The 13695-nt window shown below is 61.1% G+C and carries 12 protein-coding genes and 1 riboswitch; of the genes, 8 read left to right on the top strand and 4 right to left on the bottom strand.

Annotated elements, in window-relative coordinates:
- Nucleotides 1-116 precede the first annotated feature (116 nt).
- Both thpR and OOZ52_RS09825 read left to right on the top strand, forming a co-directional pair.
- Nucleotides 117-650, top strand: a complete 534-nt coding sequence (gene thpR, locus OOZ52_RS09830; RefSeq protein WP_274698331.1) for an RNA 2',3'-cyclic phosphodiesterase — start codon at nucleotides 117-119, stop codon at nucleotides 648-650.
- 154 nt (nucleotides 651-804) lie between these two features.
- Complete coding sequence (locus OOZ52_RS09825; RefSeq protein ID WP_274698330.1) at nucleotides 805-2931, top strand: M3 family metallopeptidase; 2127 nt, start codon at nucleotides 805-807, stop codon at nucleotides 2929-2931.
- A 61-nt stretch (nucleotides 2932-2992) separates the two neighbouring features.
- On the opposite strand, the gene OOZ52_RS09820 is transcribed toward OOZ52_RS09825, so the two are convergent.
- The 4 genes from OOZ52_RS09820 to OOZ52_RS09805 all read right to left on the bottom strand — a co-directional run bounded on the left by OOZ52_RS09820 (nucleotide 2993) and on the right by OOZ52_RS09805 (nucleotide 7381).
- The gene (locus tag OOZ52_RS09820; RefSeq protein ID WP_274698329.1) at nucleotides 2993-3730 is read right to left on the bottom strand and encodes an ABC transporter ATP-binding protein; all 738 of its coding nucleotides are present in this window, start codon (nucleotides 3728-3730) and stop codon (nucleotides 2993-2995) included.
- On the bottom strand, nucleotides 3727-4689 hold the full coding sequence (locus tag OOZ52_RS09815; protein WP_274698328.1) for a FecCD family ABC transporter permease: 963 nt from the start codon (nucleotides 4687-4689) through the stop codon (nucleotides 3727-3729). The genes OOZ52_RS09820 and OOZ52_RS09815 overlap by 4 nt, the downstream gene beginning before the upstream one ends.
- The gene (locus tag OOZ52_RS09810; protein ID WP_274698327.1) at nucleotides 4686-5417 is read right to left on the bottom strand and encodes an ABC transporter substrate-binding protein; all 732 of its coding nucleotides are present in this window, start codon (nucleotides 5415-5417) and stop codon (nucleotides 4686-4688) included. The genes OOZ52_RS09815 and OOZ52_RS09810 overlap by 4 nt, the downstream gene beginning before the upstream one ends.
- A 68-nt stretch (nucleotides 5418-5485) precedes the next feature.
- Nucleotides 5486-7381 (bottom strand): TonB-dependent receptor plug domain-containing protein, encoded by a 1896-nt coding sequence (locus tag OOZ52_RS09805; RefSeq protein WP_274698326.1) that lies wholly within the window; start codon nucleotides 7379-7381, stop codon nucleotides 5486-5488.
- 94 nt (nucleotides 7382-7475) lie between these two features.
- Nucleotides 7476-7663: riboswitch (cobalamin riboswitch) on the bottom strand.
- Between the two features lie 134 nt (nucleotides 7664-7797).
- On the opposite strand from OOZ52_RS09805, the gene OOZ52_RS09800 reads away from it, so the two are divergent.
- From OOZ52_RS09800 to sucD, 6 genes are all read left to right on the top strand, one after another.
- Entirely contained in the window at nucleotides 7798-8850 is a 1053-nt protein-coding gene (locus tag OOZ52_RS09800; RefSeq protein WP_274698347.1) for a cell wall hydrolase, read from the top strand.
- Nucleotides 8851-9007: 157 nt separating this feature from the next.
- A complete protein-coding gene (locus tag OOZ52_RS09795) occupies nucleotides 9008-9313 on the top strand; it encodes a hypothetical protein (protein ID WP_274698325.1) in 306 nt (101 codons plus the stop codon).
- A 107-nt stretch (nucleotides 9314-9420) separates the two neighbouring features.
- Nucleotides 9421-11022, top strand: coding sequence for a putative bifunctional diguanylate cyclase/phosphodiesterase (locus OOZ52_RS09790; RefSeq protein WP_274698324.1), 1602 nt, complete (start codon nucleotides 9421-9423; stop codon nucleotides 11020-11022).
- A 182-nt stretch (nucleotides 11023-11204) separates the two neighbouring features.
- A complete protein-coding gene (mdh, locus tag OOZ52_RS09785; protein WP_274698323.1) occupies nucleotides 11205-12167 on the top strand; it encodes a malate dehydrogenase in 963 nt (320 codons plus the stop codon).
- A gap of 103 nt (nucleotides 12168-12270) precedes the next feature.
- The gene (locus OOZ52_RS09780) at nucleotides 12271-12771 is read left to right on the top strand and encodes a hypothetical protein (protein ID WP_274698322.1); all 501 of its coding nucleotides are present in this window, start codon (nucleotides 12271-12273) and stop codon (nucleotides 12769-12771) included.
- A gap of 17 nt (nucleotides 12772-12788) precedes the next feature.
- A complete protein-coding gene (gene sucD / locus OOZ52_RS09775; protein WP_274698321.1) occupies nucleotides 12789-13679 on the top strand; it encodes a succinate--CoA ligase subunit alpha in 891 nt (296 codons plus the stop codon).
- The last annotated feature ends 16 nt before the right edge of the window (nucleotides 13680-13695 follow it).

Here is a 13695-nt window from a genome sequence, read left to right as displayed (position 1 = left end):
GTCGACGGCGACGGCATCCAGGACTACGCCATCCGCCTCGACGGAACCATCAACCTCGCAGAAGCCGACTTTATTCTGTGATCGCGGTTTAGCGTAAAGGCGGCTATCGCTCTGCCATGAGCATCCGCCGCCTTTTCGTTGCCCTATCCATCCCCGCACGCATCACTGATGCCTTGCTCGACATCCAGGAAGGTATTCCGGGGGCACGGTGGCAGGATGCCGAGAACCTCCACATCACCTTACGCTTCATCGGAGAAGTCGATCGCCACCAACATGCGGACATTCTGAGCGCGCTCGAGGGTGTGCCGTTCAGCCCCTTCCCCATCCGCGTCGCCGACGTCGGGCATTTCGAGGGGAAGCGACGGGCAAAGGCTATCTGGGCGCGGGTGGAGCCGTCCGATGCGCTCGGGGAATTGCAGCATTCGGTGGAAATGGCCTGCCGCCGCGCTGGCTTGCCAGCCGAAACACGCAAGTTCATCCCGCATATCACACTCGCGCGCCTCAATGCGGGCAGCGGGCCTATTGCAGACTGGCTGAGCCAACATGGCGATCTTGCGCCCGGACCGTGGGAAGCGGACGGATTCTCGCTCTATGAAAGCGATCTGACACCGCAGGGCGCGATATACTCGGAAATCGCGCAATTCCGGTGAGTTTGTGCCGCCGGGGATCGACGCTCGTCGATTTTACCCGCTGCCCGCTTGGCAGTCCGGATGCGGCGCTCTAGAGAAGTGCGCAGAACGGCAACTGGTGACACGTGAAACCGGATTGCCGCATTATGACATTCACAGAGAAGAGATGCCTTACATGTTAAAGTCAAAGCTCCTTGCTACCACCCTCCTCGTTTCGCTGGTCGCTGCCTGCGACATGCCCACCTCGATGGGCGGCGATGATACTGGGGTGAGTGTCTTCGCAGAACCTTCACCGCTCTACATGCACGCCCCGCAGTTTGACGAGGTGGCAGACGATGAGTGGCAGGGCATCATCGAAAACGCGATCGAAATGCAGCTGGAAGAAATCGACGCGATCGCCAACAATCCGGAAGAGCCGACTTTCGAGAACACGCTCGTCGCGATGGAACAGTCTGGTCAGGTTTTTGCCCGCAGCTATGCCGCGTTCAGCCAGATCGTTGGCGCGAACATCAACGATACGATCGCCGATGCCGACGCTGCTCTCGCGCCGCAAATCGCAGCCATGACCGACAGCATCTACCTCAATGCCGACCTGTTCGAGCGTGTGCGTACGCTGTATGACAATCGCGACGAGAGCATGGAAGGCGAAGACGCCATGCTGCTGGAAACCTACTACCAGAACTTCGTGCACAGTGGCGCTTTGCTGGAAGTAGAGCAGCAGGAAGAGCTGCGCGGCATCAACGAACGCCTGTCTTCGCTTTCATCCGAAATTTCGCGACTGATTACCGAAGGCCAGAACGAAGCGGCGATTGTCGTCGACACGCGTGAAGAGCTGGACGGTCTGTCCGATGGCCAGATCACCGCCGCAGCCACACTTGCGACCGAACGCGGCGAGGACGGCAAGTTCATGCTGACGGTCAGCAATACGACAGGCGTCCCTGCCATAGCGCAGCTGCACAACCGTGAAGTGCGCGAGCGTCTTCACAGGGCCAGCGTTGATCGCAACCAGACGGGCGAGAACGCAACTCTGCCGATGATCCGCGAAACGATCGAGCTGCGTAATCGCCGTGCCGAGCTGTTCGGTGAACCGACCCACGCCAATTGGCAGATGTATGACCGCATGGTGAGCGACCCCGCCCGGGCCATCGGCTTCATGACCGATATGGTCCCTGCCCTGCGCGCGACGCAGGAACGTGAAGCCGCTTTGCTACAGGCGCGTCTCGAGCAGGACGGTCACGATTTCGAACTCGCCGCCTGGGACTGGCCGTACTACGCAGAGCTCGTCCGTCAGGAACAGTTCGCGCTCGATAACGAGGAAATCAAACAGTACTTCGAAGTCGACCGCGTGCTTGAAGACGGCGTCTTCTACATGGCCGGTGAGCTGTATGGCCTGACCTTCGAAAAGCGTGACGATATCCCGACCTATCACCCCGATGTGTCGGTCTACACCGTGTTCCATGACGGTGAAGAAATTGCTCTGTTCTACTTCGACCCGATGCAGCGTGACAGCAAGCGCGGCGGTGCGTGGATGAGCAACTTTGTCGAGCAAAGCCATCTTCTCGGCCTGCGTCCGGTTGTCACCAACACGCAGAACATCGCTCCGCCCGCGCCCGGCGAGCCACGCCTGGCCACCTGGGATGACGTGAACACGATGTTCCATGAGTTCGGTCATGCGCTGCACGGCATTTTCGCCGATCAGCAGTATCCGTCACTCTCGGGCACCAATACCGCGCGTGACTGGGTGGAGTTCCCCAGCCAGTTCCATGAAAACTTTGCGGCCCTGCCCGAAGTGCTGGAACGTTATGCCAAGCACCACGAAACCGGCGAAGTGATCCCGGCTGAACTGGTAGAGGCGATCGGCCGTGCCAGCCGCTTTAACCAGGGCCACAGCTTCGGTGAGATTATCGCTGCTTCGCTGCTCGATATGGAATGGCACTCGATGGACCCGAGCCAGGGCGCGCCGGACGATGTGATGGCATTTGAAGCCGAAGCGCTCGAGCGGATCGGCCTTCGCAGCGATCTGGTTCCGCCGCGCTATCGTACGCCGTACTTCCGGCACATCTTCGAGCACGGCTATGATGCGGGTTATTACGCCTACACCTGGACCGAAATGCTGCACCACGACGCCTACAGCTATGTCGAGGCGAATGGCGGCATGACCCGGGAAATGGGCGACCGCATCGTGTCGACCTTCCTCGGTCAGGGTCATTCGAAGACCTACGAACAGATGTTCCGCGACTTCACCGGCCGTGACCCGCAGGTCGAGCCGCTGCTGCGCGCTCGCGGCTTGCTGGACAGCTAAGCTTCAACGCAACGCTTAACGAAGGGGCCGGTCTGCAAAGACCGGCCCCTTTGCTTTGGGTTCAATAAATAAGTGCGCGACTGCCGGGTTCGCCGATCCATTTGGCCTCGACACCCCAGCCATTGGCAATGACCTCTGGCGACAGAGCCGCCTCCGGCGTGCCATCGGCGACCAGCTTGCCTTCGCGCAGCACCAGTACGCGGTCTGCATAATTCATCGCCAGCGAGAGATCATGCAGCACCAGCACGACACCGCTGCCCGCATCCGCCTCTTCGCGCAGCACTTTCAGCATCGCCAACTGGTGCGCGATATCAAGCGCGGCAAGCGGCTCGTCGGCGAGGATCCACTGTGGCTGTCCGGCAAGAACGCGGGCTAACAGCGCGCGTGCCTTTTCGCCGCCCGAAAGCGTGGATACCGGGCGATCCTGCAGCGCCTCAAGGTCGCACAGTCCGATCGCCTGCCGGATCTCCGCTTCTCCCGCGTCGCGGTGTGGCAAGCGCCCGAGCGATACCAGATTGCGCACAGAAACGTCCCACGCCACTTCTGCCGATTGCGGTAGATAGCCAATGTTGCGTGCGCGGGTGAGAGGGTGCATTTGCGCCACGTCACGGTCACTCAGCACCACCGATCCTGCCGCCGGAGTGACAAGGTTAGCCAGCGCGGAAAGCAGCGTCGATTTGCCAGCACCGTTCGGTCCGCAGATCGCGGTGATATCGCCCGGCATCAGCTGGCACTCGATCTGGTCGAGCACCAACGTGCTCTCGCGCTGGACCGACACACTTTCACACGACAGCATCATGTGAGGCCCCTCCGCATCCGCAGCAGCAGCCAGAGGAAGAATGGCGCGCCGATCAGGCTCAATGCAATGCCCAGCCGCAATTCGGTGACGAGCGGGAGAATGCGGCAGAGCACGTCCGCCACCAGCACCAGCAGCGCACCGGCAAGCGCACTCGGCACGATCAGGCTGGAAGGCCTCTTGTCTGTGAGCGGTCGCACCAGATGCGGGACAATAAGGCCGACAAAGCCGATGATCCCTGCCACCGCAACGCCGCTGCCCACGGTCAGTCCCGTTCCCAGCACCATCATGCCCATCAAAGCGCGCGGATTGACGCCGAGCGAGCGCGCGGCCTCTTCCCCAAGAGTGAGTGCGTCGAGCGCGCGGCCTGCCCGCCACAGCACGAGCACCCCGGCCAGCGTCAGCGGAGCAGCAAGCGTCACATCGTCCCAGCTGCGATCGGTCAGCGCGCCCATCAGCCACACGACGATGCTGCTCATGGCGAAGGCATTGGGCGCCAGGCTGATAGCAAGGCTGGTGAGCGCCCCTGCAAGGCTTGCGATCATCATGCCTGCAAGCGTGAACAGGGCGATGCCGTGTGCTGGATTGGCGGTCCTCCCCGCAATCAATGCAAGCAGAGCCATCGCACCACATGCTCCCGCAAGGGCGGAACCTGTCAGAAGCACGGTTGAGGCCGTGCCGAAATAGATGGCCAACACTGCTCCCAATGCCGCGCCGGGGGCAATGCCGAACAGACCCGGGTCGGCGAGCGGATTGCGGAGGTAGCCCTGCATAGCGGCACCGGCTGCTCCCAGACCTCCGCCGATCACAACGGCCAGCACCGCGCGCGGCAAGCGCAATTCGGCCAGGATAAGCGCTGCGTTGGGCGTCGTCTCGAGGTCAATCCAGACCCGCCCCGCCAAAAGCGACAGCGGGATCGCGATAGCGAGCAGCATGGCGAAGATCAGCGTTGCGCGGGTCACCGGGCCGCCTCCCGGATCTCCGCCAGCCGCTCCAGCGCGCGAGGTATCGTCGGGCCGCCGCAGTATAGGAGCGCGCTGTCGAATGTGTCGTATCGCACACCATCCAACTGCTCCAAGACCGGATGCGAGAGCATGCGCTCGTCTCCCGAGGCAAGGATCAGCTCGGGCGGGTCGGCCAGCACCTGCTCAAGCGGCAGATAGGTCCCTTGGCCCAATCCTCGCGCGGCGGAATGGCTGTCAAAACCACTTTGCTCCAGAAGCGCGAAAGCTAGCGAGCCTTCGCCCGCAACGATCCCGCCTTCCTGCCACAGCAGGGTGCTGATAACGGGCCCTTCGCTTGTATGGGTTACCCACGCCGCCTGAATGTCTTGGGCAAGACTCTCGCCGCGTTCCGGCTCCTGCGAAAGGCTGGAGAGCAATTCGATCTGCGCAAGGCTGTCTTCCAGCGACGTCACCATGCCCACTGTTACAATCTCGACGCCAGCTGCCTGCAGCGCCGAGCGGGTTGCGGGAGCGAGAAAGGTATCGGCAACGACCACGTCGGGATCGAATGCCAGGATCTCCTCCACTGTGCCGCCGGTTGGAGGATAGGCAAAGGCATCGCCAATCCGCATCGACGTAGCACCGGGATCATGGCTGTAATGCGAGACGGCCAGCAATTGTCCCGGTGCTGCGACCTCGTGCAGGATGGCATCGGCGCAAGGGTTGAGGCTGACGATAGTGGGCACCTCAGCCTCCCCCGGCCGGGCGTATCCGCTACACCCAGCCAGCAGGAAAACCGAAAGGCCAATCAACCTCAAAGCGCCAGCCTCGCTCCGACAAATACGCTGCGCCCGCGCGTCGCATAGCCGGCTGCGGTCTGGTAGTCCTCGTCCCACACATTTTCGATGCGACCGTAGAGCTGGACCTGATCGGTCACGTCATAGGCTGCGCGCAGGGTGAGCACTTCATACGGGTTGAGCGGGGTGAAGTTGCCCGCGTCATCGAAGCTGGAGGAGACGATGCGCAAGTCCGCTCCCAGCGACAGCGCGGCAAGTGGTTGCCACTCGCCGGTGAAGGTGGCCGCATGCCGGGGGCGGCGCGCAAGTACATTGCCCGTGTCACGGTTCTCGGTATCGGTCAGAGAATAGGCCGCGCCCAGCACCAATGTATCACCAATGCGGGTGCGCAATTCTGCCTCGACACCCTGAGCCCGGGTGCGAGCGACATTGTCGTAGGTGCCGAACGGGCGATTGTCGCAGATCGGATCGGTCGAACCAAAGCAGCTGACGAAGGCGATCTGGTCCTGCGTATCACGGCGGAACAGCGTCACTGCGGCATAGACATTCGTATCGTCCAACGCGCGGCCACCATAGGCGATGCCAAGATCGGCATTGGTCGACTGCTCGGGCGTCAGCGCAATATTGCCAAAGCCCGAATAGAGCTGGAACAACGAGGGTGCCTTGAAGCCCTCACCCGCGCTGCCACGAAGGCGAACATCGGGTGCAATTTCATAGCTGAGATCGGCACCAAAGCTGACCTCGCTGCCGAAATCGGCGTGATCATCCACGCGTGCGCCGAGATGACCCGAAATGCCACGCCACTCGATTCCCAACTGCGTATATGCACCGAAAATCCGTGTGTTATTGCCCGTATCGAACAATGTTTCGTAACTCGTCCACTCATTCTCGGCACCAAAGTTGACGATGATCGGCCCGATCGGGCGCCACTCACCGCGCAACGAGACCCGATCTGACCGCCCATCGCTGGTGAAGGTGGCCACGCCGCTTTCATCAAAGTTGTCGCGCGCAGTATCGGCGAAACTGTAGCTCGCCTGCAGGTAGAGCGGCCCGTTGTCGAGCACGAAGCCGGCCGAACCGAATGTCTGCCGGGTGTCTTGCACATCGTCCGTATCTGCGAGCGTAAAGGTCGGGGCCGGGAAGCCGTCGATCTCCAGCTCGCCCTCCGTGTGCCGCACACGGGCATAGAGCTCGACCGCCCATGAAAGGTAATAGCGGCCATAACCTCCCAGCGACCACTGCTCGAAGCCGTCTGCTTCGGTACCGCTTTCGGCAGCGGAAAACCCGTCCGTGCGCGCAAAGCTGGCCGAAGCGCCAAGGAAACCCGTCTCCGCGTCCGCAATGCCGCCCGAGGCAGCAGCGATGAAACTGTCATCCGCGCCGTACTCGATCATGCCATCAAGCCCGGTATCTGCACGGCTGGAGGCGACGAGCACGCCGCCAATCGCGTCCGATCCCCAGATCGTCGAATTGGAGCCACGCAGCACCTCTACCTTGGCAAGATTACCCGAAAGCAGATTACCGAAATCGAAGCCACCGCCGGGCGAAGCCGGATCGGCGACACGAACACCGTCAATTACGGTCAGCAATTGCTCGGCCTCTGCCCCGCGAACACGCACCCCGGTAAAGCTACCGAGCCCGCCGTTGCGGCTGAATGTGAGGCCCGGTACACGCTCCAGCACGCGAGTAAGGTCCGGTCCCTGCAGGCTGGCAATCTCGGCCTGACCCAGCACTGTAATCGCCTGACCGCTGCCGCTGACATTGCCGCGTGTACCGGTCGCGGTGACGGTGATCGTCTCCTCGCTCGTCTCCTGCGCCTCGCTGGAAAGAGTGATAGGCTCTTCCCTGTCCTGTGCAGCGACAGGCACCGAAAGAGCCGCAAGTGAAACACCGAAAAACAGATATTTAGACATTATTCCTCCAATCAAATGCGAACTTGCCGCCTTGACGGAGGATACGCCGGGATTGGCGCTCTCCCGCTGACTATCGGTACACCCCGCCCGAAGCCTCAAGCGACCGTCACCGGCAGGTCTCCTGGCTCCCGGATCGTCGCTCTCCCGCCGCCTTCCCGGCCCAAGGACCAGTGGCATGTAGCAGGATCGCTCCCCGGTCACAGTTGCGGGGGCAGCGGAGGATTGGCACCCCCTTCCCTCTTAGGCCTGCTTTCACAGACAACCCGTGACGTCACACCCGCCCTTAATCGCGCCTGAAATGCGGCGCAAGTCTTGCCCGGCGTTAACTCCTTCTCGCAAGGATAGTCCCGCCATGATACGCAGGGTATTCGTCAAGTGTTTGGCAACGCCTGTCAGGCTATGGCAGCTATGTGGAAATGTCCCCCGCCTTCCCCGCCCAGCCGCGGCGCGATTTTCGCACCCAGCGCGTGCCGCTGCGTGAGCGTGCAAAATCGTGGGGTTTAAAGCTGGGCGTGATCGCGCTGGCGATCGGGATTCCCACACTGGCGTCAACCGACAGTGTCGCTGCATTTCGCGCAGACCCTGAGCCCCAAGCGGTCGAACCGATGCCGTTCGAGATCCCGGGTTACAGCTTTCCGGGGTCCGCCTTCTATTACCTCGAACAATCGCCCGAACTGATGGCCTACGCCGGATCTGCCGATCCGGTCGAGGTGATTGGCCAGCCTGCGCTTTACGAGACCGATGACGGAAGCACCGCGCTGCTCGCAGCCCCATCACTGCGCGTTGTCGGGAGCGACCGCGACCATGTACGCGCGCAGCAGTGCATGACGCAGGCGATCTATTACGAAGCTGCAAGTGAAAGCGATTCCGGCCAACGTGCGGTCGCGCAAGTGGTGCTCAATCGCGTGTCGCACCCGGCCTATCCGCGCAGCGTGTGCGGCGTGGTGTTCCAGGGAAGCGAACGCAGCACGGGTTGCCAGTTCAGCTTCACCTGTGACGGGTCACTCGCGCGGCGCCCCTCTCAAGCTGCATGGAACCGCGCCAGCCGTATCGCGCGCGAGGCGCTGGCAGGCGTGGTCTATGGTCGCGTCGGCACGGCAACACATTACCACACGCTGGCAGTGAACCCCTATTGGGCGAGCAGCCTGGAGAGCGTCGGCGTGATCGGCGCACATATCTTCTACCGCTGGCCCGGCAGTGCCGGACAACCTAGCGCGTTCAGCGCTGGCTATGGCGGAAGCGAACCCGCGCCGACCCGTGCCCGCGCCGCAACTCCGGCCGCTCCCGATCCAGTGACGCCCGATGCGCTGTCGCGCTACGATATCCCGGAAAGTCCTGCCGCGGCCGCCGTGGCAAACCCGCTGACACCTCCACCGCAGCAGCCGAGCGAGGCCGACACGATCCGTCCCGGCAGCGGCAGCGTTCGGCCCGAGTTTGAAAACAGCGGTCGATGGATCGAACGGCCATAAGCTGCGACTTGCGCAAACCACCGGAAAACAAAGCTAAGATTTCGGAAACCATGCTGTCCAACGCTTGTTTAGCCAGTGCGTTTTACAAGTGTCACCAGTCGTAACGCGGCATTCCCCGTTGCAACACCATTGTGAGCTGACAGGACACAAATCTTCGATGTCGATCAAATTTGCCGCCCCCAGTGCAAAGCTTCGTCCGCGCATGTCGGCGGACAGGGTTCGCGCGATCCGGCCAGTACATGATAACGACAATGGCGACCTGGTGGGCGAGACGCATATGCATGCTGCTCTGCGCCACTTTGCCAAGTATGGCCTGAACGCTGCACAGCATGCGCGAGAACAAGCGATTGCAGCAGCGCGTAACGGAGATAGGCGAACCTTCGAGTGGTGGCTGGAAATCTGCCGCGCGCTCGATCGACCGATGGCGCGCAAGCTGGATAGGGCGACCAAGAACGCCAGCTAGTCGGCCACACTGCATCGTGGTTATTATTTCATTCCGGCACCCTAGGTAGGCAAAGCGTAAGGCAGTGCTTAACCATTGGGTGATGTGCGCGCCCTAGGTTACGAGCGATGGAAAAGCTCTCGGCATCTTCCGGATTACGACGCTGGAAAGCGCGCCTGCGGCTGCTTGCGAAACAATGGGATTCGCGCCTGCTCGCCCCGATCTTTGTGGTGCTGTCCCCGCTCTTCACAGCAGCCCTGTTCGTTTCCGGCCTGACAAGCGTGCCACTGATTGTCGGCATGGGCCTGCTGATGGCGGGCGTCATGGCCTGTGCACGCCTGACATACCGCCAAATTGCAGAGCACATGGCCGTTGCCAGATCCAACCGCCTTTACGCCGAAACCATGCGCGATACTGCGCGCACCGATCCGGTCACCGGGCTGACCAATCGCATGGGCTTCGATCAGGATCTGGCAACAATGGCAGAGGACTTACCTCTCGGCACCAAGCTCGTTCTGATGTGGATCGATCTGCGCAGGTTTCAGGAAGTCAACGATTCGCTGGGCTACGAAGTGGGCGATGCGGTATTGCGCAAGGCAGCAGACCGGATTGTCGCCGTCGCCCCTGCTCATGCCGCGATTAGCCGTTTCGCATCAGACGATTTCCTGATCGCAACCTACTTGCCGGATGCGACAAGAACCGAACAATTGGCGGCGGAAATCGGCAAAGAGCTTGCGCGACCCTATCGCGTCAAAGGACATCGCATCGATAGCGGTGCCATGATCGGCATTGCCAACATGCCGGATGACGCGATCACCACGGATACGCTGATGCAATGCGCGGACATGGCACTTTACCAAGCCAAAATCGCGGGCGGGAACGAAGTGCGCTTCTTCCACGAATCCATGACCCGTGCCCTGGCTCGCAAGAAAGAGGTGGAAGCCGAACTGCGCGCCGCGATCCAGCGCGACGAACTGTCGATCTTCTTCCAGCCGATCATCGATCTGCGCACCGGGCGTATCCGCAGTTTTGAAGCGCTGGTGCGCTGGTTTCATCCGGACAAAGGAGAGCTCTACCCTGAAGAGTTCATTCCCGTTGCCGAGGACACCGGGCTGATCATCACGCTGGGCAACTGGATCACCGCGCAGGCAGCACGCGCGGCAAGCACCTGGCCCGATGATGTAACGCTCGCGGTCAATCTTTCACCGGTGCAGATCAAGGCGCCGGGGGCTGCGCTAGGCGTGCTCGCTGCCTTGCGCGATGCCCGCCTCGACCCCGCTCGGCTGGAACTGGAAGTGACCGAGAGCCTGTTTCTGGAGGACGACGAGCATACCTCCGCCTTTATCGACCAGCTATCGGAACACGGCGTGCGTTTTGCGCTCGATGACTTCGGCACCGGATACTCCTCGCTGCATTACATCCACCGCCACCCCTTCCGCACGATCAAGGTCGACCGTAGCTTTGTCTCGGGCGCGAATACAGGCGTCCGCAGCGATGCCATCATCCGCGCTGTTGCCGAAATGGGGAACACTCTGGATATGGAGATTGTTGCAGAAGGACTGGAAACGATCGACCAGGTCCACGCAGTGCACTCGGCAGGATGCACTTTGGGACAAGGATACTATTTCAGCCGCGCTGTACCAGATTTTACAGCCGCGATGATGCTGGCGAAAGAAGCCGAAGAGCGTGGTGAAACAGGAGGGGAAATCCCGCATCGCCGCGCGAGCTGAACCAAGCATTATTGCTATTGCGAACTGATAGCAAAAACAATTCCCTAAACACGGTTGCCAAGCCGTTTTTGACGTCCTAGGGCACCATCCGAATTCGGATTCTTGTCCCGCCGGGCGCATGGGGCATGATCTGGCAAGTCGAATGGTTCGCGCCCACCGCACTAAAGGACTTGGCTTACCCAATGGCACGCAAGAAAATCGCGCTTATCGGCTCCGGCATGATCGGCGGCACCCTCGCCCACCTCGCAGCGAAGAAGGAAATGGGCGACATCGTCCTGTTCGACATTGCCGAGGGCATGCCGCAGGGCAAGGCGCTGGACCTTTCGCAGTGTGGCCCGATCGAAGGTTTTGACGCCAAGATCACCGGCTCTAACGACTATGCCGACATCGCCGGTGCAGACGTTGTGATCGTAACCGCAGGCGTGCCGCGCAAGCCGGGCATGAGCCGTGATGACCTCCTCGGCATCAACCTTAAGGTGATGAAGGCCGTTGGCGAAGGCATCAAGAACAACTGCCCCGACGCTTTCGTTATCTGCATCACCAACCCGCTCGATGCGATGGTCTGGGCGCTGCGTGAATTCTCCGGCCTGCCGCACAACAAGGTGGTTGGCATGGCTGGCGTGCTCGACTCCGCACGTTTCGCGACCTTCCTCGCTTGGGAATTTGACGTGTCGGTGAAGGATGTGAATGCTTTCGTCCTCGGCGGCCACGGCGACACGATGGTCCCGGTCCTCTCCTACTCCACGATCAATGGCATCCCCGTGAAGGACATGGCCAAGATCAAGGGCGTGTCGGACGAGCGCCTCGACGAGATCGTGAAGCGCACGCGCAGCGGTGGCGGCGAAATCGTCGGCCTGCTCGGCAACGGCTCGGCATACTATGCTCCCGCAACCAGCGCGATCAGCATGGCCGAAGCCTATCTGGGCGACCAGAAGCGCGTGCTGCCCTGCGCCAGCTATGTCGAGGGCAAGTACGGCGTGGACGGTCTCTACGTCGGTGTGCCGACCATGATCGGCGCTGATGGCACCGAGGACGTGATCGAAATCGAACTGTCCGACGAAGAGCGCGATAACCTGAAGGTCAGCGTCGATGCGGTCGAGGAACTACTCGAAGCCTGCAAGGGGCTGGATAGCAGCCTTGCGTAGTCAATTGCGACTCGCTGCAGCATTTGGCGCAGCCATCGGTTTCGCGCTGAGCGCGACGGCTTGCAGTGGACAAGAGGGGCCCACACAAGCTCCGCAAGAGACGATGGTCGAACCATTGAGCGAGGTCGCACCGACGCAAGAAATCCTTGATGGCGTATCAGCTTGCAGAGCTGCGCTCAGCGATGGTCCTCGTCTCAACGATGCCACTCTTGAGCACCTTGGCTGGACGAGCGGAACCCATGTCGATGACCGAGGGCGACAGCGAAAGCTCTTTTCGAAGCAAAATCTTCTCATCGAGATTCAATCTCTGGCCGTGCTCGACAACTGTATAGTAAACGGTCAAATTGCCAATGAGGCACAGTTGGATGAGCTAAGGGCTGGAGTAGCTGGTCAACTTTCAGCTGAGCAAGTTAGCGAAGGCAATACACCTCCCGGACTGCTCAATGCAATACGCAGTCAATACGGAGAGAACGCGCCTGACAGTGTGCTTGATAATCACTTCATCGCTGAAGATTTCGTATATGATATTGCGACTTACACCCGCCCCGATGGCCTATATGCGTACGTAATCACCACGTCGTTGGCCCATTCACCAAACCCATAATTGTCGGAGCTTCTTCATTGTCCATCCTCGTAAACAAAGACACCAAGGTCATCACGCAGGGGATGACCGGTAATACCGGTACGTTCCACACCCAGCAGGCGCTCGATTACGGGACGCAGATGGTTGCGGGTGTGACGCCGGGCAAAGGCGGCTCCGAACATCTCGGTCTGCCGCAGTTCAACACCGTGCGTGAAGCCAAGGGAGCGACCGGAGCTACCGCGAGCTGCATCTATGTTCCGCCGCCCTTTGCGGCCGATGCCATCCTCGAAGCTATTGAAGCCGAGGTCGAGCTGATCATTACGATCACAGAAGGCGTTCCGGTGATGGACATGGTGACCGTGAAGCGCGCGCTGACCGGCTCCAAATCACGCCTCATCGGCCCGAACTGCCCCGGCGTGCTGACGCCGGAAGAATGCAAGATCGGCATCATGCCGGGCAAGATTTTCCAGAAGGGTAGCGTTGGCGTGGTTTCGCGTTCGGGTACGCTCACCTATGAGGCCGTGCACCAGACGACCGCCGTTGGCCTTGGCCAGACGACCGCTGTCGGCATCGGTGGTGACCCGGTGAACGGCACCAACTTCATCGACGTGCTCGACCTGTTCCTCGACGATCCCGAAACCAAGTCGATGATCATGATCGGCGAAATCGGCGGCAGCGCCGAAGAAGAAGCCGCTGAATTCCTCAAGCAGGAAGCGGCCAAGGGTCGCAGCAAGCCGACCGTTGGCTTCATCGCTGGCCGCACGGCGCCTCCGGGTCGCCGTATGGGTCACGCGGGCGCCATCGTTTCGGGCGGCAAAGGCGGCGCGGACGACAAGATCGCGGCGATGGAAGATGCGGGCATCCGCGTCTCCCCCAGCCCCAGCGAACTGGGCACCACGCTCGACGCGCTGCTCAAAGAACTGGCGTAACTCTCAAGCGAGAACC

Origin of the sequence: Aurantiacibacter sp. D1-12, assembly GCF_028858515.1 — a bacterium.
In the GTDB taxonomy this organism is placed as follows: Bacteria; Pseudomonadota; Alphaproteobacteria; order Sphingomonadales; family Sphingomonadaceae; genus Alteraurantiacibacter.
The sequence above is the reverse complement of the archived record's forward strand: the minus strand, read 5'-3'. Positions and strand labels throughout refer to the sequence as shown.